This is a genomic window from Pseudalkalibacillus salsuginis (assembly GCF_021646685.1).
Taxonomy (GTDB): Bacteria; Bacillota; Bacilli; order Bacillales; family Fictibacillaceae; genus Pseudalkalibacillus; species Pseudalkalibacillus salsuginis.
The window spans coordinates 154,331-175,232 of the sequence record NZ_JAKJHW010000004.1 but is presented as its reverse complement, the minus strand read 5'-3'; the positions used below and the strand labels follow the sequence as shown (position 1 = coordinate 175,232).

Below are 20,902 nucleotides of genomic sequence, written 5' to 3'. Positions count from 1 at the left end.
CTACTATAAATAGCGCACAATTCGTTCCGATATTTCGGTGACGTGAACGATTTCATCAACTTTTTGCGTGGCAATTGCCGATCGAGGCATACCATAAACGACACACGATTCCTCCGATTCGGCAATCGCAATTGTATCCGCTTCCTTTTTCAGAGCTAAAAGACCTTCCGTTCCGTCCGAACCCATCCCTGTCATGATGACAGCTATTTTCTGATAGTCCTTAAGGCGGGATAGACTATAGAACATTTCATCTACAGATGGACGATGTCCTCTGTTTGGAGGAGTGTCGTCATCCAATTCAATGACTACTCCATTCTTCCCATGTACCGCTTTTAGATGATATCCCCCTGGTGCTATGTAGACCGTATTGTTCATCAATGGCTCACCAGATACTGCTTCCATTACAGATAATGAAGATAGTTTATTCAAACGTTCGGCCAGAGATTTCGTGAATCCAACAGGCATATGTTGGACTATCAGAACCGGTACATTGATCGAGTCTGGAAGGTTTGAGATGACTTCCACTAATGCTTTTGGTCCACCGGTAGATGTACCGATTGCAATAATTTTGTGCTTTTTCGTCAACCCTTTTTCCATGGGCTCTTTCGTATAACGAGCAATCGGTTTTTTTTCTGCCAAATGATCCTTGATTTTCACCTCACTGGCGACTTTCACTTTTCTTAAAAGTTCTTCTTGGACTTTATGGATGTCCAATGATATGGCGCCAGAAGGTTTTGGTATGAAGTCAACTGCTCCTGCTTGGATGGACTCGATTGTCTGAGCAGCCCCGGCCTTTGTCACACTGCTCAGCATGATGACTGGAATGGCGAAGTGCTCCATGATTTTCTTCAGTGTGGTCAAACCATCCATAACAGGCATATCCACATCAAGGGTCACGACGTCAGGAGTAAGTTGAGGAATTTTCCTTAAAGCGTCTTCTCCATTACGAGCAGAACCAACAACCAAAATTGATGGATCGCCCGACAACAGATCTGAGATGACTTTCCGCATGAAAGCAGAGTCGTCGACAACCAATACTTTTATCTGGTTCATGTAGCCCCCTGCTTTCTTGTAAAATAACGGGTCAATCGTTGTACGAATCCTTCGGTCTTATGATTTTCAATTGATCCGCCTCGGTAAGTGTCCGCCAGCTTTTGAACCGATTTGGCCACATTGGAAGATGGTGCATATAAACGGTAGGGTTTTTGTTCTTTCACTGCTTTGAAAACCGTTCGGTCTTCTGGCAGCATCCCGAGAAACCTGACCTCTTTTTGTAAAAAGTGACGGGCCGCCTGTACAATCCGATTTCCTATATCATCCCCTTCACGTTTACTCTCCACCCTATTGACGATGAGGGATACGTCTGTGGAGGGTCCTTGTTGCTGAATGTACTTCAGCATGGCATAAGCATCGGTTATAGCGGTAGGTTCTGGAGTCGTTACAAGCATCACTTCATCAGCTGCGGCAATGAATTGCAAGCTGTCTTTTGAAGCACCTGCACCCATATCAAGAAAGATATGATCATACCGATCCTGGACCACTTCCATCTGCTTACAGAAATGACCAAATTGAGGACTGGACAGTTCGAACAGTTTATTCAATCCATTACCACCGGCAAGATAATCGACATGTCCAGGGCCTGATTCGATCAGTTCCAAGATTGGAAGCCGTTGTTCAACTAAATCTACGATGTTATATCGAGAGTGTACACCCAATAAAATGTCTAAGTTTGCCATACCGATATCCAAATCCATGATCAACACTTTAGAACCGTTTTTGATCAAGGATAGTGCAAGATTGATCGTGAGGTTCGATTTTCCAACTCCTCCCTTCCCACTGACCACGGCACAAACCTTTGCGGGTTTTGTCACGGATTCCAGCCTTTGACGAAGGAGTTCTGCCTGATCATGCACCTTGATCATCTCCTAATACAAGATCTACAATCCGTTCAGGTGTGGTTTCAATGATATCGTCCGGGACATTTTGACCAATCGTCAAATATGCCACGCCATGTGCTGTCTCGTAAATAAGATTAAGAACGTCTCCGAAGGTTTCGGTTTCATCTCTCTTTGTGAAAATATATTTTTTAATCGGAATGTTTTTGAATTGATCTACAATCCGCTTCATATCACTATATTTAGATGTAAGTGAGAGTACAAGGTAATTTTCCATTTCATCATTGAACTGGTAGACATCTTGGAGATCTGTGACATATTGTGCCCTTTTGTAGTTACGCCCGGCTGAATCTACAAAAATGACATCATAGTCTTTAAATCTGTCCTGAGCACGTTTGAAGTCCTCACGGTTATAGGCAACTTCCAACGGTACATTCAAAATCTCCGCATACGTTTTAAGCTGGTCGATAGCAGCAATCCGATACGTATCAGTGGTAATCATTGCGACTTTTTTCTTCTTATTCAACACTGCATCAGCGGCGATTTTCGCGATAGTCGTTGTTTTCCCTACACCAGTCGGTCCAATCAGATTTAGATACTTTTTGTCGTAGTCAAAAGGACCGAAAGCTGCGTTTGATAGTAAACTAAGGATTTCTTCCCTAACCCACTTTTGAATCGAGTCATCTGCTGCTATTTCAGATTCCTCCCTATACCATCTTTTCAGCAATCTTTTTGATAAGTCTGCTCTCAGCTTACTGTTGACTCCTTGATTTTCCAGATGGCTGATTATGTTCGTTATCTTCTCTGGAAATGGAATGGGTTGTGATGTTTGTCGTACATTCGGATCTGCAACAATTGGTGTTTTTGACTGATGTGCAGGTTTCAAGGTTTCCTTCTGTCCCATTGAATGATTTGTCAGTATTGGAATATTGTTACGCGGACTATAGTAGTCGTTGTTTCTTTCACTCAGAACAGGATCAGGGTCAAGTGCAGCAAAGACTTCAAGAGAAGGTTTTGTAAAAAAACCAAGGAAGCCTCCTGTTCGGATTTCTTTTGAATTTAAAATGACTGCATCCTCGCCTAAATCGGTTCTGATCTTTTTCATCGCTTCCGGCATGGTTTGTGCGATGTATTTTTTTATTTTCATGATACGTTAACCACCCCGATGCTCTGTACTTCCAGATTTGGTTCGAGTTCATTATAAGAAAGGACTACGACATCTGGTAAATAGCGCTCAATTAATTGTCGGACATACATTCGGACAGCAGGCGAGCATAGCAAGACTGTCATTGGACTCACTTCTTTCACCTTCTTCATTTCACCCATGATCGAGTCGAAGATCTTCTGGGAGTCGTTAGGATCCATTGCGAGATAGTTTCCATGTTCTGTCTGCTGGATCGATTCTGCAATTCTTTTTTCGACCCCTCCAGATAATGTTATGACTTTCAAGGCCGATTGATCGTCACTATACTGTTTGGAGATTTGTCGTGATAACGACTGACGTACATATTCAGTAAGAAGGTCTGTATCTTTCGTCATTTGACCGTAATCCGCTAATGTTTCGAATATGATTGGCAAGTTTCGGATTGAAATGTTCTCTTTCAGAAGTTTGGCCAGGACTTTTTGGATTTCACCTATGGTCAATGGATCGGGAGTCACATCTTCAACTAACGCTGTGTGTGATTCTTTCAAATGCTCCACTAGCTGTTTGACTTCCTGTCTGCCCAATAATTCATGTGCATGTTTTTTGATGATTTCCGTCATGTGGGTCGAGACGACTGAAGGCGGGTCGACGACGGTGTATCCGGAAAGTTCTGCTCGTTCTTTCAACTCTTCAGAAATCCATAGGGCTGGAAGATTGAAGGCAGGTTCAACCGTTTCAATCCCCTCGATTTCCTCATCATCCACCCCGGGAGACATCGCTAAAAAGTGATCAAGCAAGAGCTCCCCTCTAGCAATCTCATTTCCTTTGATCTTGATCCGATATTCATTAGGTTGTAATTGGATATTGTCACGGATTCTCACTACTGGCACAACTACCCCTAATTCCAGTGCGAGCTGTCTCCGTATCATGACAATACGATCCAATAAGTCGCCCCCTTGGCCCGTATCGGCGAGTGGAATCAGGCTGTAACCAAACTCGAATTCAATTGGATCAACCTGCAAAAGGTTTACGACGCTTTCCGGACTCTTGAATTCTTCCGTTTGGATTTCTTCTTCCACTTCTTCTTCAGAAACTTGACGCTGCTTCTCTGCCCTGCTGAGATGATATCCACCGTATGCGAGTAAAATTGCAATCGGTAACGTGAATATATTCTGGATAGGCGTGAAGATACCTAACAGGGCTATCGTCGCTGCTGCCACATATAACATGGCTGGATACGCAAGCAATTGCTTCGTAATATCTTGGCCCAAGTTTCCATCTGATGCAGCTCTTGTGACGATGATCCCCGTTGCCGTCGAAATGATCAACGCAGGTATCTGACTTACTAATCCATCGCCGACTGTCAATAGAGTATAAGTTTGGGAGGCTTCAGCTAAAGGCATACCTTGTTGGACCATGCCGATGATGATTCCAAAAATCATATTGATGATGACGATAATGATCCCTGCGATCGCATCACCTTTTACGAACTTGCTGGCACCATCCATTGCCCCATAGAAATCTGCCTCTTGTTCAATCTTCTGTCTTCGATCACGCGCTTCCCTTTCAGAAATCAAGCCAGCGTTCAAATCAGCATCGATACTCATTTGTTTACCGGGCATCGCATCTAACGTAAACCGTGCTGCAACCTCCGAAACCCTCTCGGAACCTTTGGTGATGACGACGAATTGAATGATAATCAAAATGATGAAAACGACGAAACCAACAAGTACATTGCCTGCCACAACGAAAGAACCGAACGTATCGATGACATTACCAGCTTTCGCTTGACTTAGAATCGAACGGGTTGTCGAAACATTCAATCCTAATCGGAATAACGTTACCAGTAATAGAAGCGATGGAAAAATTGAAAATTGCAACGGTTCATTCGTATTCATCGCAATCAGGATAATGAGAAGAGCCAGTGAAATATTTGTGATGATCAAGAAGTCCAGCATCCAAGTTGGCAGCGGGATGATCAACATCGTGATGATCAATATTACACTTAATAAGACTGTCAAATCTCTTGCCTTCATTGCTGTAATCTCCTTCTAGTTCAAAAACCATTAACATCATTCGGTGATTTTAAACATTCCATCTTTTAGATGAGTTTAAAATTGACGAATTAGAAACAAGAAGTTCCAGGCACGATGGTTTTGAGGACCGGAGCTTATTTAATAATACGTGAGGACCGGTAAAACCAAGTAACACAGAAATTCAAAGTTTATCATTCGGTGATTTTAAACTTTCCATTTATTAGATGAGTTTCTTTAAACGGTATACATAAGCCAAAACCTCAGCCACTGCTTTAAACAACGCTTCGGGAACATGATCTCCGATTTCCGTCCGATCATAAAGGCTTCTTGCAAGTGGTCGATTTTCGACGATTTCGATTTCATTGTGCCGTGCGACCTCACGGATTTTCAATGCGACAAAGTCCACACCTTTAGCAATTACCACTGGTGCATCGTGTTCATTTTCATCATATTTCAATGCGATTGCATAATGAGTGGGGTTCGTTATGACGACATCTGCCTTTGGAACTTCCTGCATCATTCGCTGCATCGCCATTTGCCGTTGTTTTTCCTTGATTTTGGATTTGATCAACGGATCCCCTTCTGATTTTTTATGTTCATCCTTGATATCTTGTTTACTCATTTTGATGCTCTTCTCGAAATCGTATTTCTGATATAAATAGTCCAACACCGCCAGAAAAATGAGGAGGACAGATGCAGCCAACCCCATTTGGACCGTCAGCTTTCCGATGGTAAGTAGGGCGTGTTCGACAGTAACATGGGACAAAAGTAAAACCTCATCCCTCTGGAACCATAAGACGGCAAAGGTGACAAACCCGACAAGGGATATTTTCAAGATGGATTTCAAGAGTTCAACGATTGCTCTTACAGAGTATATTCTCTTGAATCCTTTCAATGGATTGATCCGCTCCAATTTCGCTTTCAACGGATCTGTTGAAAACAAAACACCCACTTGCAAGTAGTTGGCGGCGACACCCGCAACCATTGCAATCAACAAGATCGGAGCAACAATCTTTGATGCTTCGTATGCCATGGTAGACATCACTTGTTGTATGTTTTCACTTGTAGTATCAAAATGAATGAACTCTCTGAAACTCATTTGATAAATAGCCAACAACGTATCCAGCATGTAAGGTGCGATCAGCCATAGGAATAGAAAAACGATTAATAATATGATTGCAGTGTTGATATCACTCGATTTGGCAACCTGTCCTTTTTTACGACTATCCTGCTTCTTTTTTGGAGTCGCCTTCTCTGTTTTCTCTTGTGAAAAATACTGTAGATCAAGCGTTAAGTTTGGCATTACTGACCACCTAACAGTCTCATCATTTTTCTCATGGACTCTTGCATTTCGATATTCAATGAACCTACCAGTTGAAAGATGCCTGGAATGACCAGCATTAATAGGATAAAGCTGACCAAAATTTTCAAAGGCAGACCAACGATGAACACGTTCACTTGCGGTACAGTCCTTGAAATGATTCCAAGAGCCAAATCCACCAAGAACAAACATCCCACCACGGGAATCGCCATTTGGAAAGCGATATAGAACATCTTTACAACCGTATCAGCTACTAGCCTTGCTACATTCCCATCACCGAAAAGGAAGGCCCAACGGTCGATCGGGGCAAATTGATAACTTTGGTAGATGCCATTCAGGAACATATGATGTGCATCAATCGTAAGCAAGAATAAAATCGCGAAAATATATAAAAACCTACCGATGAGTGGCGTTTGGATCCCAGTTTGCGGATCGAATACATTTGCGATTGCAAATCCCATCTGCAAATCGATGAACCCACCAGCTACTTGTAAACCATACAAGAGGATTGAAGCAATGAAACCGATGCTTAACCCAATCATCAATTCCTTCATCAATAGCAGGATATACTCTCCATCCAACGCGATCATCGGTGCCTCCAGTGTGGTATGGATAAAGAAAGAAAATACCGCGGAGAAGCCGATTTTATGTATGATGGGTATATTTCGATAGGAAAAGATCGGGACGGTTGCCATGAATGCTGTCACTCTAACCAGGACTAGTAAGAAGGCTGGTATGCTATTTACAAATTCCTCCATAAATCTATAAACCTATATAATTATTGATGTTGCTGTAGAGTTCATGAGTGAAGGACACCATTTGAGCCAACATCCACGGTCCGAAGAAAATCAGTGAAACAAGAACAGCGACAATTTTCGGAATGAATGCCAGAGTCTGCTCTTGAATTTGAGTTGTAGCTTGAAAGATACTGACGAATAGTCCGACCGCAAGAGCCAATATAAGCAAAGGCCCACTGATGATCAACGTCGTATAAACTCCTTTTTCAGCAAGGGAAATAACGAATTGTGAGTCCATTGAATGAACACCTTCTCATCTAATCTAGTAACTTTCCAATAATGATTGGACAATCAAGTACCAACCGTCAACAAGGATAAAAAGCAATATTTTAAAAGGTAAAGAAATCATGACTGGAGGAAGCATCATCATCCCCATCGCCATCAATACACTTGCGACAATCATATCAATGACAAGAAACGGGACGAAAATCATGAATCCCATCTGGAATGCTGTTTTCAGCTCGCTGATGGCAAAGGCTGGTACTAATGTGGTAAGCGGGATATCCGCTATGCTTTCCGGTCTCTCTTCCCCTGTATAATTCATAAATAATGCCAAATCTTTCTGACGAGTGTGTTTCGCCATGAACTCTTTCATCGGTATACTTGCTCGATCCATGGCTTCATCCTGTGATAGTTCACCTGCCAAAAACGGAGTGATGGCTTCTTCGTTTACATCGGATAAAATCGGTCCCATAATGAAAAATGTTAAAAAGAGTGCTAGTCCGACCAATACCTGATTGGGTGGCATCTGTTGGGTTGCAAGTCCGTTACGGACAAATGAAAGTACAATGATGATCCTTGTAAATGAAGTCATCAAAACAAGAAACGCTGGTGCAAGGGAAAGAACAGTTAACAGGACTAACAATCGAACTGTAGTGGCTATATTTTCTGGATCATTGCTGAACAGTTCGTTACTGATACCTGGTAGTTCAATCATTGTCATGCCCCTTCTTCAAGGACTCCATAAACGCATTTCGACTTTGTTTCGTTTCATCGAGCTGCTGCTTCAAAATATTCTTGAAGCTGGTTCCATTAGAATGATTATTATTCCCCCATAATGAACTTACCCACTTGGACAGCCCATCCATTTTGTCAGAACCGTATGTTTGTGTACCATTGTGGGATACTAACGCCTTGATTTCATGTTCGTCTTCGATCTCTTTGATCAATTCAACATTATCGCCGACACCGACGACCAGTACCCTGTCCCCAACCTTTACCAGTTGTAAAGACCGTTGATTCCCAAGCATCGCTCCGCCAAGAGTCTGGATGCCTTTCCCTTGTTGTACCACTTGGGTGCGCTTATGCAACAGCTTCAAGACGAGTACCATAAGCCCGACGACAAATGCAAGTGCTAAGAGTACTTTTATCATCGTCACGAATGTTGATGGTCCTGGTTCTGGTTGGGAGGGACTTACTGTCGTTTCTTTCTCTTTCGGAACCTCTTCACCACTATCTTTATAACAATGAGAAACAGGCGATGTTCCCTCGCATCCTTCCGGTAAACTGTTCGTATTGGCAGAGGAGTATAACGGTCCTCCCAGTAAAAGGAATCCTATCAGTAAGACCATTATGGATGATTTACAATTCACAAATGACACCTACTTATGCTTCTAGTGTTTTCTTGATCGCTTCTATAACTCGATCTGCCTGGAAAGGTTTTACGATGAAATCTTTTGCTCCAGCTTGGATTGCATCTATGACCATTGCTTGTTGTCCCATCGCAGAACACATGATAACTTTCGCATCAGCATTTAAACCCCGGATTTCTTTTAAGGCTGTGATACCATCCATTTCAGGCATCGTAATATCCATCGTCACTAAATCTGGTGTGTGTTCTTTATACAGCTCAACTGCTTGTGCGCCATCACTTGCTTCTCCAACAACTTCGAACCCGTTTTTCGTAAGGATATCTTTGATCATCATTCGCATGAATGCTGCGTCATCTACAATTAAAATACGGTTTGCCATGTTACTTTCCCCCTGGATATATTGTTTATTGTATTTTTTCTAATCGATCTCTTTGGCTGATAATCTCTGTGACCCTGACACCGAAATTCTCATCGATGACCACGACTTCACCTTTTGCAATCAATTTCTGATTGACGAGGATATCAACCGGCTCACCTGCGAGTTTATCCAATTCTATAATCGAACCGTGTGAAAGTTCGAGGATGTCTTTGACGGAGCGTTTCGTCCTTCCCAATTCCACTGTCACTTGTAAAGGAATGTCCAGTAGCATGTTAAGGTTCCGTTGGTCCACCGAAACTGATTCGTGTGGCGTGAAGTCAGTAAATGCAGCTGGATGGACATTCGCATTCCTTTGATTCGTGTAAGAAGACTCGTCCTGCCGACTTTCTTGTGGGTACGAAGTTGCTGAAGCCTGTTTGCTTTCCGGATAAGTTGATGAAAGCTTAGGTTGAGCTTGTTCTTCATTAGCAGGCTCCACCACCGTATCCCCACCGGTGTCTGGATTCATGAGTTGGTCTACTAGGTCTTTACCAAAATCAAGCGGCACGAGCTGCATGATATTGGAATCAATCAAATCTCCAACCTTCAGTTTGAACGACACTTTTACGAGCATATCCTCGTTCGGAATATGGTCTGTTCCTTCATTTGCATTGACATCCATCAAATCGATGGTAGGTGGAGATATATCGACACGTTTATTAAACACGGTAGACATAGAGGTGGAGGCTGAGCCCATCATCTGATTCATCGCTTCCTGAACCGCACTTAAATGCAGTTCACCCAGTTCGCCTTGAGGATTTGTCCCATCCCCACCAAGCATGAGGTCCGCTATTATCTGTGCATCAGTCGTTTTGATGACGAGCAGATTCGATCCGTCGAAACCTTCCGTATAACTTACTAATACAGCTACATGAGGCTTCGGAAATTCATCTGAAAGTTTCGCTCTCTCGACGATCGATACATTCGGCGTTGTGATTTCAACCTTTTGGTTAAGTAGTGTCGATAATGCTGTTGCTGCACTTCCAAAGGAGATATTTCCGACTTCACCTATCGCATCCCTTTCAATACTAGACAACAAATTTTCTTTTGATGGTTCTGTTGTACTGTCATCTCCACCATTCAATAGTGCGTCAATTTCCTCCTGGGAGAGCATGCCGTCACTCATCATTAAAGTCCCCTTTCTCGTAAGCATCAATAATTTGGATCGCCATCTGATTTTTTACCTTACCGGGTTGTCCGATAAATTTATTCCTACCTTGAACACTGATTGTCAGCGGTTGCGAAATTTTCTGATCAAGCTCTAGAACATCATTATTCGATAAAGAAAGGAACTCCTGGACAGAAATATCGCACCGGCCAAGCTCTGCAGTAATCGGCAGCATGGCTGTCTTCACCCGGCTTTCGAGTTTTTCTATCTCTTCAGGAAGTCTTTCACGCTGCTTCTTTTGCATCCAATGATGAACAGACAGTTTCGGTATGATTGGTTCTAAAACAACGTGCGGCAGACAGATGTTGATCATCCCACTTGTTTCACCGATCGTTGTCGTCAAAGAAATGACGACAACCGTTTCATTAGGGGATACCATTTGAAGGAATTGAGGGTTCACCTCAAAATCCAGCATTTCAGGTTCTACATCTATAATCGATCCCCATGCTTCCCCAAAGGAATCTAAAGCTCTATCGAACAGCTGGTTCATGATCCGTGTTTCGATTTCTGTCAAACTGTCAACCTTGTTCATCCCTTTACCTTGCCCGCCTAAGACACGATCGAGCATTGCATACGCTATGTTCGGATTGACTTCAATCAGTAGACGTCCATCCAATGGTGGCGCTTCAAACAAATTAAGGATGGTCATTTTCGGTACAGATCGGATGAATTCTTCATATGGGACCTGATCGACTGAAGCTACGGAAATTTGGACATATGTACGAAGCTGCGCAGAAAAATAGGTTGTCAGTAATCGAGCATAATTTTCGTGGATTCGGGTCAGGCTTCTCACTTGATCTTTAGAAAACCTTAATGCTCTTTTGAAATCGTATACTCTTACTTTCTTTTCAGCTTCTTCTTTTTTAAGTTCCTCAGCATCCATTTCTCCAGTGGAGATCGCGGATAATAACGCATCTATTTCATTTTGGGAGAGTACATCGGCCAAGAGGCTCACCTCTTTTCTGCTGTAAATTCTAAGCTTTTATTGAACAACTTTTTCCGTTGTGAATACCTGGACGACCTCACCGCTGTCAAGAAACTCATTGATTGTTTTTTGTAAGCTTGACTCTAAGTTTTCAATTCCTTCAGGTCCTTGGAGTTCCTGTGATTTCGTACCAGAAAGCTGATAGATGATCGAATTCTTGACTTGGAACATTCTTTTTTCCAGTTCTTGTTTTGCTTTTGAATTATCAACCTGGATCCGAAATGTCATTTTCGCGAATCCTTTATCCTCCAAATTGGTCATGATTTGATCTGTATCAACCGATAGCTCTACCAATTCTGAGGCGGATAGTTCACCTGAAGCTTTGACATCATCTTTAGAGATTAAATTCATGTATAGTACTACGCCAGCCACTGCTACTATCGTTATCGCCGTAATCATAACAAGCATGGTTTTGACAAGGTTATTTTTCAAAGTGACTCATCCTCCTTCTGCCTTGGTAGACCTATAATCGAAATCCCCTTATAAAACTCGTTGACTGCCTCTTTCACTTCCCATACTCCTTCTTTGACTACAAACTTTCTGCCATTCGTAAGTGTGATCGTTGTATCAGGAAACGCCTGTACCTGCTCAATATAGATGGCATTGAGTGTAAACTTCTGACCATTCAATTTGGTGAGTTCGATCATTTTGGAGGGGACTAATGAAGACTAGTCCCTGTCACCTCACTTTATCTCTTTAAATTGACAAGCTCTTGAAGGATTTCATCTGAAGTCGTAATGATCCGAGTGTTCGCCTGGAATCCCCGCTGTGCAACGATCATTTCGGTAAATTCTTCAGAAAGGTCTACATTGGACATCTCTAAAGCTCCGGCAACAATTTCACCCGCGCCCTGTGTTCCTGGTCCTGCCAAAGCATTGATATCAACAGCGCCAGAGTTCGTTGTTTGTTGATAAAGGTTGGATCCAACTTTTTCAAGTCCTCCGTTATTCGCGAATTTAGCGATACCGATTTGCTGTGGATTCGCATTCAATACTCCGTTTTGGATATAAGTAACACTACCATCATTACCGATACTGAAACTCTCGGCATCCGTAGGGATGTCTATTTCATCTCCAGCAGTGTCCAATAGTTTCAGTCCATCCGCATTGACTAATGTCCCTTCTTGGTCCAAGTAAAAGTTCCCCGCTCTTGTAAAGTAATTGTTCGGGCCATCTGAAACTACGAAAAAGCCATCCCCGGAAAGCGCTAAATCCAGTGGCCGTCCAGTTGTTTGCAAACTCCCTTGTGTATCGATCGTATCGATGGTTGAAAGCTGCGCGCCTAGTCCAATCTGTTTTGGATTGACACCTCCACGTTCTTGTGTTGGTGCACTCGCCCCTGAAATTTGCTGTGATACAAGATCCTTGAATGTTGTTCTCCCCTTCTTGAATCCGTATGTATTCACGTTTGCGATATTGTTCCCTAATACATCCAACTTCGCTTGGAAGTTTTTCATTCCACTAATTCCTGAGTACATTGAACGTAACATTTATAAAACCCCTCTCATTTTTTTAGGTGTGCTGCATCTATCGGTCAGCAGCATAAGAGCCTCCAGTCGGTCCAGCTCCAACTTGTTAATGATATAAGTAAAAGAAATTGGCCGGTAATGGTAACCGGAAAATTTAATTACCTTTAATTCATGACAATCGCGCCATTGATGTTCGTGAAAATATGGTCTGAAGCTTCCTGCCTGTTCATAGCGGTGATGACAGTGTTATTCGTTGTGTTCACGACCAGTGCCGCTTCTCCTACCAATACGAGTGAATCTTTGATCCCTTTATGTTTCGCTTCGGATACTTTCTGGTAAATTCGATCCCAGGTAGTCTCTTCGATACGGATAGCCCTTTCTGCCAATCTGGTATGGGCGTGCTTGGAAATTTTCAAACCTTTTACCTGGTCATGAAGAAGTTCCTGAAAGTTGGTCGCAGCTTGCTCCTTCTTATTGATCACTTTGTTCCGTGGTGATATGACTGAAGTGATCGGTGGTTGATAAACTCTCTGCATTTGATCACCTCTTCCTTTGAAATTTCTTAAGCTGATAATGTGATGATCTGACTTGGGTGTACCCTAGTTCCATCCGTCAGTTCGATTTTGGTTTCACCCTTTTCGAAATGCACTTTGGCAACTTCACCTGTTTTGGTCGTTTCAACAGGTTCGCGATCTTTCGCAGATTTCTCGACCCATGTGATTTCTTTACCGATCAATTGACTGTATTGGAGCAGTTGCCCATTATTCTGATGCGAAACCCAGCTCTGTAACGATTCGTTCATGTTGACCATTTGTTCAAGGCTTGAGAATGAGGCCATCTGTGAAATGAATTCGCGATCCTCCATCGGATTCAAGGGATCCTGGTTCGCTAATTGGGCAATCAAAATTTTCAAAAAGTCATCCTTACCTAGGTTCGTGTTTCCGGTTTCCCTCAGTTGAGCACGATCCGGCAGCATCAGACTTTGGTCGATTTTAGCTTCCATCCTGGTTCACACCTCCTCATCGATTCCCATCTCCTTCAAAAATTGATCGAAGGTAGTTTGATTTTCATGTTCATCTTGTTGATCATGTTCTTGATTGTGTTGCCCGCTGGAAAATTGTTGATTTTTTTCACGCTCTTGTTTATCATTCATCCAATCTGGTGTATGGCTGGCGATTTCAATTTTATCGATATTGAGGTTCTGTCCTTGTAATGAATGTCTCAATTGATGCAGATTAGACTCGATCAATTCTTTTGCTTGAGCGGTAGACGCAATGATCTTTGCGGCAATTTCACCATTCCGTTGAACGATCTGTATATCCAGTGACCCAAGGTTTTCTGGAAAAAGTTTGATCGAGAGTTGTGTACTGCCATTCGGAAGCGTCAAGATCCTTCCGCGGTTGATAATTTTCCCTAATTCATTGGCAAAATGTGAAGTAGATGTATGTTCCTGTGGTGCATGTAAGATGAATTGCTCCACTTTAGTCATCGCACTTGGACTGTTAACGTTAAAATGGCCGGATGTATTGGCCGCTTCACCCTTAGATTGGGTGACATTCATATCTGTACTGACCGTCCCATCTGTTACAGGCTGATTTTTCATATTGAAAAGGATAACCTGATTTGCTCTTCCCTTTTTTAAGGACTCTCCATCAGCCGTCACGGTCTGGCTATCTATCGGTTGTGAATCCAGTTTCCCTTGTAATTCTTTCAACATTTGATTCAATTTATTAACCTGGGGTAAAGGGTTGCCGGTATCATTTTTCATCAGGAACTTTACAAACGTTTGCAACAAGCCATCCTGTCTAGCGTTTCCGTTTAAAAGCTGCAGATCACTTTGCTTAAAAAGCTTAACAACAGGAGCGTCATCACTAGCTGTTTTGGATCCTTGTTCAATCGCTACGGCAACATGCTGACCAGTATTAGTGTGCAATGGATCAAGTATCGGCATCGTCTTCAGAAAGCTCTTCTCAAAAGGTTGGGATATATTTTGATGGAGCTGTTCGATTAATTGTTCTAAACTCAAATCGGTCCCGTTTTGCTCATTCACTTCAGCACGAAATTCTTCAAGTCGATTGAGTAGCTGAGCACCCGTCAATAAATCGTCCCCTTTTTCTAGATCCACCTCTAATGCCTTCACAATCACTTTGCTGAAAGCAGCATTTTCAGCTTCCTTATGATTTGTTTGCCCCATTTTATAGCCTTGCAGGATTTGTGTGTTCATCATCATGTTGGCTACAACTGTCATCTTCTCACCCCCTTTCTAATTTCCGACTAGATTAATTTGTCAGAAGTTTGGTTAGTTCAGCTGCTATTTCAGGATTCATTTCTGCCAATAGGTTGGCTTGTGTGTCAGAATCAAGGCTGGTAATGATCATAGCTGCTTCGCTTTGTTCCATGCTCTCGAGAATCTTAGCGGCATTCCCTGGTGACATCGCTGTATAAACATCAGCTAGTTTGGTCATCGACTCATCTTGTTGCGTTTGTTCATCTTCTTTTTTCTGTAATTGATCTTTCAGGAGTACAATATCGGATTGCTGTTCTTTGATCACATCTTCTTTTTGCAATACTGCCTTTTCCGCCTCTTCCACTTGGTTCTGCAAAGTATTGATTTGATTCTCCATCGATTGGATCAGCTCATCATTGGACTTTGATGAATCCTCTTCTTCCACTACCCATTCTGATACAACTGGGAGGTTTGTTGCGTAACTTTTTCCTTTCTCGATCACATTTACACCCATCAGAGAAAAAATGATGACAGATAATGAAACCGTGAATAATAAAGGAATGACAACGACGAGCAGGAACCATAAAAATTTATTCGATTTTTTCTCCAAATGTCCTCACCTGATTTCGTTTGAAGTATATCTCAATACTGCAAGCTCGTCTGTTGCTTTCATTTCTTCGATCTTACTGTCGTATTGGTATCTACTAAATTGTCTTTCTTTCAATTTCTCATATTTTTTTACGTCGATCGTTTCGGATAAAAGTCTCTCATGAGCAGTCTGCATATTTTCCCTTGCATGCTTTAATCTTTGCTGTAAAGACTCGACCTGGAAGTCCAGTTGATCGATGTACTGATTGTAATGCTGCAGGGTAATGACCTTATCCCCGTCCATCATGCGTTGGGACTGTTGGGCTTGAAGTGTTTCCTTCTTTTTGAGAGCTTCATATAGTTCATATCCAATTTCTTCAAATCTTCCTTGTTTTTCTATGTATTCCTTCTGGGTCCGGTCTTTCACTTGTTGTTTGTATTCCAATACTTGTTCCATTCTGAACTGATACGCCATCGTTTACCTCTCCTCTTGGAAAAGTCTTAAAAGCTCTTCAACTGATTGTGAAGCATTGACATCTTCGTTTGTTTCCTGGCGAAGGAATGCCATTATTTTTGGATAGTAATGGATCGCTTCATCTACTTTTTTCGAATTTCCTTTTTTATAGGCTCCGATCGAAATCAGATCTTCAGATTCTGCATAAGAGGCCAATAAGTCTCTTGCTTTTGAAGCTGCTTTCATATGAATGGGATCGGCAATGTTGTTCATAATCCGGCTTATGCTCTTCAGCACGTTGATTGACGGGAAATGTCCTTTGTTCGCCAGTTCACGATCCAAAACAATATGACCATCTAAAATTCCTCTGACAGCGTCAGCAATTGGTTCATTCATATCATCTCCATCGACCAGAACCGTATAGAAGGCCGTGATACTTCCATCCACATAGGTACCTGATCTTTCCAACAGCTTTGGCAATAATGCAAAAACAGATGGCGTATAGCCTTTCGTTGCGGGAGGCTCACCAACAGCCAATCCTACCTCCCGCTGAGCCATAGCAACCCGTGTGACAGAATCCATCATCAACATTACGTTTTTCCCTTGATTACGGAAATATTCTGCCAGGGTTGTTGCAGTAAGCGCACCTTTTATTCGCAACAATGCTGGTTGGTCTGATGTGGCAGCTACTACGATTGTTTTACGCAATCCTTCCTCACCCAATTCAAGTTCTACGAATTCCCGGACTTCACGGCCGCGTTCTCCAATAAGAGCGATAATGTTGATATCAGCGCTGGATCGTCTCGCTACCATTCCTAAAAGTGTACTCTTTCCAACACCGCTCCCAGCGAAGATCCCGATCCTCTGCCCCTTACCGATTGTCAAGAAACTATCTATCGCTCTTACACCACAGCTGATGTTTTCGTTGATCCGTGGCCTTTCCATAGGATTAGGCGGTGTCGTATCTGTCAAGCAGGGTTTCAACCCATTTGGCAGATCCTCCCCACCCAAAGGTCTGCCTAAACCGTCCAACACTTTTCCAATTAATGCTTCACCCGCTTTGATCTGGAGAGGTTTCCCTGTCCCTTCCACTAAACTTCCTGGTGAGATTTCCTGAATTGATGTAAAGGGCATCAATAGGACATGTTCTTCTCTGAAACCGACAACCTCAGCAGGTATTGTTCTTTTAATCGCCTCGCCTGTATGGATATAACAGACATCTCCAATGGAAGCTCTCGGGCCTTTCGATTCGATCATGATCCCAATCACCCGATTGACCTTCCCAAAGCGTTTATATGGATCGATTTTATTTACGGCAGCCAGCATCGACTTGATGTCCATGTTCCTCACCTACAAGTTCCAATAGTTTTTTCTTGATCTCACTCATTTGACTGTCAACCGATGCATCGATCTGTCCATATTTCGTTTCAATCAAACATAGGTGATCCTTCATAGAAACTTCAGGGTAGACCAAGATCTCTGAATTCAAATGCACAGAAAGTTCTTGAGCATACGTTGATGTCAACTCATAGTACTTTGGCGACACGAATAATTTGATATCAGCTTCGCCTTTCACCTGTTTCAACGTTTCACTTATGTAATGTGTCCACTTCTCTTCATACTCAAGTTTTTCAGCGACGATTTTCCCAGCAATTTCTACACTCAATTGAATAATTTCGGGTTCTGCCTCTTTCACTTTATGTTCGTAAGAAGCTTGTGCCATTGACAGGATTTCCTTCGCCTGATCCAATGCATTTTTATAATCAAGTTCAGCCTGTGCCATCCCTTTTTGGTAACCTTCTTCATATCCCTCTGAAGCTGCAATGTTTCTAGCTTCTTCTATTTGCATGTCAATCGCGGCTTCTTTACTTCTTAATTCTTTATCCTTGGCAGCTACCTCTTTTTCTGCACGCTCCAAAAGTTCAGCAGCTTGTCGTTCAGCCTCAGCCAGGATTTTCTGGGCTTTCTGCTGTGCTGCAAATTGTTTTGTTTCACTTTGGCTGTTATCCACGTATACAGGTTCTGGAAGTTGAAATGAATTCAGCCTTTTGATCTCAACTGGTTGATGATCAATTTGATTTAAAAGAGGTGAAAACTTTATGACTTTAGACAATGATATCGTCTCCTCCGCCACGTGCGATTACGACTTCTCCAGCTTCCTCTAGTCTGCGGATGATCGAAACAATTCTGGATTGCGCCTCTTCCACATCGCGAAGCCTTACAGGCCCCATGTACTCCATCTCTTCCTTGAAATTATCCACCATTCGATTAGACATATTTTGATAAACGATTTCCTTGACTTCTTCACTTGCAGCTTTTAATGAAAGTAAGAGATCCTCATTTGGAATTTCACGGATAACCCGCTGAATCGAACGGTTATCCAACGTAACAATATCCTCGAACACAAACATTCTCTTTTTGATTTCCTCTGCCAACTCAGGATCTTGAACTTCGAGTGCATCCAGTATCGTTCTTTCGGTACTTCTGTCTACACCGTTCAAGACTTCCACGACTGCTTCTATCCCTCCAGCCTGTGTAAAGTCTTGTGTCACTGTCGTTGAAAGTTTTTGCTCAAGAATTTGTTCAACTTCGGTAATGACTTCCGGAGAAGTCCGATCCATGAGCGCAATTCTCTTAGCAACATCAGCCTGCACTTCTTGTGGAAGTTCCGATAAAATCTGGGCAGATTGGGTTGACTCCAGATAGGATAGAATCAACGCAATCGTCTGCGGATGCTCGTTCTGGATGAAATTCAAGATTTGACCCGGATCAGCTTTCCTTGCAAAATCAAATGGCCTCACTTGAAGCGTCGAAGTCAATCGGTTGATGATAGTCGATGCTTCACTCGACCCTAGAGCTTTCTCAAGAACTGTTTTCGCGTAGCCTATACCACCTTGAGTGATATATTCTTGTGCCAGCGCAATTTGATGGAACTCTTCGATGATGTCCTCCTTGATAGAAGCCTCTACCTTTCTGACATTCGAAATTTCCAGGGTCAATCGTTCGATCTCTTCTTCACTAAGATGCTTATATATTTGCGCGGAAACATCCGGCCCTAAGGAAATCAACAGAACAGCTGCTTTTTCTCTACCGGAAAGTTTTTGTAGCCCTCTAGCCACTCGTACCACTCCTAATCATCTGACAACCATGAACGAAGTAATTTCGCGAATTCATCCGGCTTGTCTTTTGCCAATCGTTCTAGTTGTTGCTTGCGAGTTGTTTCTTCCGTTTGTTGAGGTTTCAATTCAGGAACGTCTTCGATATGATAGTCAACCTCTGTACTATCGTCATCTTCTGTTTGTGCTTTTCTATTTCTCAACAACAAGACGAGAAGGATGATGATCAAGATCAAAAGGATACCGCCTACAATATAGATCCAGATTGGAAATGTCGTTTCTTGGACAGGCATTTCAACCTTCCCATTAAGTGGTTGAGCAGAAACAAAAATCTTCCGGCCGATTTCCTCATCAGTTATTTCATTCATTTGATCCTTCGATATTGTAGTTCGGACAACGCTGCTCAATACTTGTTCAATATCATTGAGCCGCTCAGCAGGTAAGGAGTTCACATTTTCCGGGTCAGGCGGCTCGACCATTACCTGGATTCCGATATCCCTGATTGTAAATGGAGCTTCTTCAACCTCTTTATGAATCCGATTTACTTCGTTATTGATCCTCTCTTCTACTCTTTGATAATCCCCAGTTTGTCCGTCTTCACCTTGGTAGGTAGGGATATCCGTTTCCCCGGTACCTGTTACCCCACCTGGGGGCGTACCATATCCGGTATAAGTTTCACGAATCCGTTCGACACTCATCTGGATGCCTTCCATTTTGTCTTGATCGACAGGCTCCACAAGTTCTTCCTGCCGTTTTTCCTTTGTGAAATCGATATCAGTCGTCACAGAAACGACCACTTTTTCCGGCCCCATCATCGTACCTAACATCCTCTGAAGATTACGTTGTAAATCTTTTTCGATGTCATCTTTAATTGATTTTTGCTGCTCATAAGCAGATAGTGTCGTAGATTCTTGTTCAGTACTTATATCAAAATAATTAAAATATTGATCCATAATGACGATATTATCAATAGGTAATGACGGAACACTTTTTGAGACAAGGTGATACAACGAATTGACTTGCTTTTGTTTCAACGTATACCCAGGTTTCAAATCAAGGACGATTGATGCGGAAGCTGTTTCCTCTGCATCTGTTACCCAAACATTCTCTTTAGGTAGATTAATCATTACTTTAGAATTTTTGACTCCTTCAATGCTACCTATCAAATTTTGCAGTTCGGTTTGCATCGCTGCTCTTTCAAGAACTCCGAATTCCTTATCCGTCATCCCAAAACCATTGTTTTCCCCAAAGAATTTATAATCGATAGCACCACTTTCAGGTATGCCTTCGGTTGCAAGTTCAACCTTTAAGGTATCCACCCTATCCTCTGGAACATTGATGACTGTTCCGTTGTTTGCTATTTCATAAGTGATTCCTTTGGTATCAAGGCTACCTTTTATCTGTCCAGTTTCTTCTGGAGACAGGCCCGAATATAGAGGAACGTAATTTTTATGAGAAACAATGATGGTTAATATTATGATGAAGGTTAACAAACCGATAAAAGAACCTAGGATCAACGTTTTTTGTTTCTTAGTACGTTCTTGCCAATACTGCTGCATTTGATTTTTATATGACGAGATCTTTTCGTTCATTTTATCCCCCGGTGGTCATTCGTAAAAAAATTGATTTTCGATGGTCAAAAACTTTTTGGACCCATCGAAAACTATGTGCGTATATGTAATTACTATAAAAG

Annotated in this window: 24 protein-coding genes; all 24 read right to left on the bottom strand. The window is 42.3% G+C overall.

The annotated features are described in order from the left end of the window. Positions 1 to 3: 3 nt before the first annotated feature. The gene (locus L1611_RS12720; RefSeq protein WP_236313744.1) at positions 4 to 1,053 is read right to left on the bottom strand and encodes a protein-glutamate methylesterase/protein-glutamine glutaminase; all 1,050 of its coding nucleotides are present in this window, start codon (positions 1,051 to 1,053) and stop codon (positions 4 to 6) included. Next, positions 1,050 to 1,913, bottom strand: coding sequence for a MinD/ParA family protein (locus tag L1611_RS12715; protein WP_236313742.1), 864 nt, complete (start codon positions 1,911 to 1,913; stop codon positions 1,050 to 1,052). The genes L1611_RS12720 and L1611_RS12715 overlap by 4 nt, the downstream gene beginning before the upstream one ends. After that, a complete protein-coding gene (gene flhF, locus L1611_RS12710; protein WP_236313740.1) occupies positions 1,906 to 3,042 on the bottom strand; it encodes a flagellar biosynthesis GTPase FlhF in 1,137 nt (378 codons plus the stop codon). Before flhF ends, L1611_RS12715 begins: the two co-directional genes overlap by 8 nt. Continuing rightward, positions 3,039 to 5,075, bottom strand: coding sequence for a flagellar biosynthesis protein FlhA (flhA, locus tag L1611_RS12705; protein WP_236313738.1), 2,037 nt, complete (start codon positions 5,073 to 5,075; stop codon positions 3,039 to 3,041). Before flhA ends, flhF begins: the two co-directional genes overlap by 4 nt. 220 nt (positions 5,076 to 5,295) lie before the next feature. Continuing rightward, the gene (gene flhB, locus L1611_RS12700) at positions 5,296 to 6,378 is read right to left on the bottom strand and encodes a flagellar biosynthesis protein FlhB (protein ID WP_236313736.1); all 1,083 of its coding nucleotides are present in this window, start codon (positions 6,376 to 6,378) and stop codon (positions 5,296 to 5,298) included. Next, complete coding sequence (fliR, locus tag L1611_RS12695) at positions 6,378 to 7,154, bottom strand: flagellar biosynthetic protein FliR (protein ID WP_236313735.1); 777 nt, start codon at positions 7,152 to 7,154, stop codon at positions 6,378 to 6,380. The genes flhB and fliR overlap by 1 nt, the downstream gene beginning before the upstream one ends. Before the next feature lie 4 nt (positions 7,155 to 7,158). Further along, on the bottom strand, positions 7,159 to 7,431 hold the full coding sequence (fliQ, locus tag L1611_RS12690) for a flagellar biosynthesis protein FliQ (protein WP_236313733.1): 273 nt from the start codon (positions 7,429 to 7,431) through the stop codon (positions 7,159 to 7,161). 24 nt (positions 7,432 to 7,455) lie between these two features. Beyond that, the gene (gene fliP, locus L1611_RS12685) at positions 7,456 to 8,130 is read right to left on the bottom strand and encodes a flagellar type III secretion system pore protein FliP (RefSeq protein ID WP_236313731.1); all 675 of its coding nucleotides are present in this window, start codon (positions 8,128 to 8,130) and stop codon (positions 7,456 to 7,458) included. Further along, a complete protein-coding gene (locus tag L1611_RS20820) occupies positions 8,123 to 8,785 on the bottom strand; it encodes a flagellar biosynthetic protein FliO (RefSeq protein ID WP_236313729.1) in 663 nt (220 codons plus the stop codon). The genes fliP and L1611_RS20820 overlap by 8 nt, the downstream gene beginning before the upstream one ends. A 13-nt stretch (positions 8,786 to 8,798) precedes the next feature. Then, positions 8,799 to 9,164, bottom strand: coding sequence for a chemotaxis protein CheY (gene cheY / locus L1611_RS12675; RefSeq protein ID WP_236313727.1), 366 nt, complete (start codon positions 9,162 to 9,164; stop codon positions 8,799 to 8,801). A gap of 25 nt (positions 9,165 to 9,189) precedes the next feature. Next, the gene (gene fliY, locus L1611_RS12670) at positions 9,190 to 10,332 is read right to left on the bottom strand and encodes a flagellar motor switch phosphatase FliY (RefSeq protein WP_236313726.1); all 1,143 of its coding nucleotides are present in this window, start codon (positions 10,330 to 10,332) and stop codon (positions 9,190 to 9,192) included. Then, positions 10,322 to 11,317, bottom strand: coding sequence for a flagellar motor switch protein FliM (gene fliM / locus L1611_RS12665; protein WP_236313724.1), 996 nt, complete (start codon positions 11,315 to 11,317; stop codon positions 10,322 to 10,324). The genes fliY and fliM overlap by 11 nt, the downstream gene beginning before the upstream one ends. Positions 11,318 to 11,353: 36 nt before the next feature. Continuing rightward, positions 11,354 to 11,788 carry a flagellar basal body-associated protein FliL gene (gene fliL / locus L1611_RS12660; RefSeq protein ID WP_236313723.1) on the bottom strand — a complete coding sequence of 145 codons (435 nt, stop codon included), beginning with the start codon at positions 11,786 to 11,788 and terminating at the stop codon, positions 11,354 to 11,356. Then, positions 11,785 to 12,003: a flagellar FlbD family protein gene (locus L1611_RS12655; RefSeq protein ID WP_236313721.1), complete on the bottom strand. Its 219-nt coding sequence runs from the start codon at positions 12,001 to 12,003 to the stop codon at positions 11,785 to 11,787. Before L1611_RS12655 ends, fliL begins: the two co-directional genes overlap by 4 nt. A gap of 41 nt (positions 12,004 to 12,044) precedes the next feature. Next, positions 12,045 to 12,845: a flagellar basal body rod protein FlgG gene (gene flgG, locus L1611_RS12650; protein WP_236313719.1), complete on the bottom strand. Its 801-nt coding sequence runs from the start codon at positions 12,843 to 12,845 to the stop codon at positions 12,045 to 12,047. 143 nt (positions 12,846 to 12,988) lie between these two features. Next, positions 12,989 to 13,360 carry a TIGR02530 family flagellar biosynthesis protein gene (locus tag L1611_RS12645; RefSeq protein ID WP_236313717.1) on the bottom strand — a complete coding sequence of 124 codons (372 nt, stop codon included), beginning with the start codon at positions 13,358 to 13,360 and terminating at the stop codon, positions 12,989 to 12,991. Positions 13,361 to 13,386: 26 nt separating this feature from the next. Continuing rightward, entirely contained in the window at positions 13,387 to 13,827 is a 441-nt protein-coding gene (gene flgD / locus L1611_RS12640; RefSeq protein ID WP_236313716.1) for a flagellar hook assembly protein FlgD, read from the bottom strand. Positions 13,828 to 13,833: 6 nt separating this feature from the next. Beyond that, positions 13,834 to 15,072 carry a flagellar hook-length control protein FliK gene (locus L1611_RS12635; RefSeq protein ID WP_236313704.1) on the bottom strand — a complete coding sequence of 413 codons (1,239 nt, stop codon included), beginning with the start codon at positions 15,070 to 15,072 and terminating at the stop codon, positions 13,834 to 13,836. 31 nt (positions 15,073 to 15,103) lie between these two features. Continuing rightward, positions 15,104 to 15,661: a MotE family protein gene (locus L1611_RS12630; protein ID WP_236313698.1), complete on the bottom strand. Its 558-nt coding sequence runs from the start codon at positions 15,659 to 15,661 to the stop codon at positions 15,104 to 15,106. 6 nt (positions 15,662 to 15,667) lie between these two features. After that, entirely contained in the window at positions 15,668 to 16,114 is a 447-nt protein-coding gene (gene fliJ / locus L1611_RS12625) for a flagellar export protein FliJ (protein WP_236313695.1), read from the bottom strand. A gap of 3 nt (positions 16,115 to 16,117) precedes the next feature. Further along, positions 16,118 to 17,434, bottom strand: coding sequence for a flagellar protein export ATPase FliI (gene fliI / locus L1611_RS12620; protein WP_236313690.1), 1,317 nt, complete (start codon positions 17,432 to 17,434; stop codon positions 16,118 to 16,120). Further along, positions 17,400 to 18,206, bottom strand: a complete 807-nt coding sequence (gene fliH / locus L1611_RS12615; protein ID WP_236313688.1) for a flagellar assembly protein FliH — start codon at positions 18,204 to 18,206, stop codon at positions 17,400 to 17,402. The genes fliI and fliH overlap by 35 nt, the downstream gene beginning before the upstream one ends. Continuing rightward, the gene (gene fliG, locus L1611_RS12610; RefSeq protein WP_236313686.1) at positions 18,199 to 19,212 is read right to left on the bottom strand and encodes a flagellar motor switch protein FliG; all 1,014 of its coding nucleotides are present in this window, start codon (positions 19,210 to 19,212) and stop codon (positions 18,199 to 18,201) included. Before fliG ends, fliH begins: the two co-directional genes overlap by 8 nt. Positions 19,213 to 19,223: 11 nt before the next feature. Next, positions 19,224 to 20,801 carry a flagellar basal-body MS-ring/collar protein FliF gene (gene fliF / locus L1611_RS12605; protein ID WP_236313685.1) on the bottom strand — a complete coding sequence of 526 codons (1,578 nt, stop codon included), beginning with the start codon at positions 20,799 to 20,801 and terminating at the stop codon, positions 19,224 to 19,226. Between the last annotated feature and the right edge of the window lie 101 nt (positions 20,802 to 20,902).

Bases quoted from the DNA above. Each gene is read 5' to 3' on its own strand.
- L1611_RS12720 (WP_236313744.1), bottom strand. From the start codon at position 1,053: ATGAACCAGATAAAAGTATTGGTTGTCGACGACTCTGCTTTCATGCGG.
- flhF (WP_236313740.1), bottom strand. From the start codon at position 3,042: ATGAAAATAAAAAAATACATCGCACAAACCATGCCGGAAGCGATGAAA.
- flhA (WP_236313738.1), bottom strand. From the start codon at position 5,075: ATGAAGGCAAGAGATTTGACAGTCTTATTAAGTGTAATATTGATCATC.
- flhB (WP_236313736.1), bottom strand. From the start codon at position 6,378: ATGCCAAACTTAACGCTTGATCTACAGTATTTTTCACAAGAGAAAACA.
- fliR (WP_236313735.1), bottom strand. From the start codon at position 7,154: ATGGAGGAATTTGTAAATAGCATACCAGCCTTCTTACTAGTCCTGGTT.
- fliQ (WP_236313733.1), bottom strand. From the start codon at position 7,431: ATGGACTCACAATTCGTTATTTCCCTTGCTGAAAAAGGAGTTTATACG.
- fliP (WP_236313731.1), bottom strand. From the start codon at position 8,130: ATGATTGAACTACCAGGTATCAGTAACGAACTGTTCAGCAATGATCCA.
- cheY (WP_236313727.1), bottom strand. From the start codon at position 9,164: ATGGCAAACCGTATTTTAATTGTAGATGACGCAGCATTCATGCGAATG.
- fliY (WP_236313726.1), bottom strand. From the start codon at position 10,332: ATGATGAGTGACGGCATGCTCTCCCAGGAGGAAATTGACGCACTATTG.
- L1611_RS12655 (WP_236313721.1), bottom strand. From the start codon at position 12,003: ATGATCGAACTCACCAAATTGAATGGTCAGAAGTTTACACTCAATGCC.
- flgG (WP_236313719.1), bottom strand. From the start codon at position 12,845: ATGTTACGTTCAATGTACTCAGGAATTAGTGGAATGAAAAACTTCCAA.
- L1611_RS12645 (WP_236313717.1), bottom strand. From the start codon at position 13,360: ATGCAGAGAGTTTATCAACCACCGATCACTTCAGTCATATCACCACGG.
- flgD (WP_236313716.1), bottom strand. From the start codon at position 13,827: ATGGAAGCTAAAATCGACCAAAGTCTGATGCTGCCGGATCGTGCTCAA.
- L1611_RS12635 (WP_236313704.1), bottom strand. From the start codon at position 15,072: ATGACAGTTGTAGCCAACATGATGATGAACACACAAATCCTGCAAGGC.
- fliJ (WP_236313695.1), bottom strand. From the start codon at position 16,114: ATGGCGTATCAGTTCAGAATGGAACAAGTATTGGAATACAAACAACAA.
- fliI (WP_236313690.1), bottom strand. From the start codon at position 17,434: ATGGACATCAAGTCGATGCTGGCTGCCGTAAATAAAATCGATCCATAT.
- fliF (WP_236313685.1), bottom strand. From the start codon at position 20,801: ATGAACGAAAAGATCTCGTCATATAAAAATCAAATGCAGCAGTATTGG.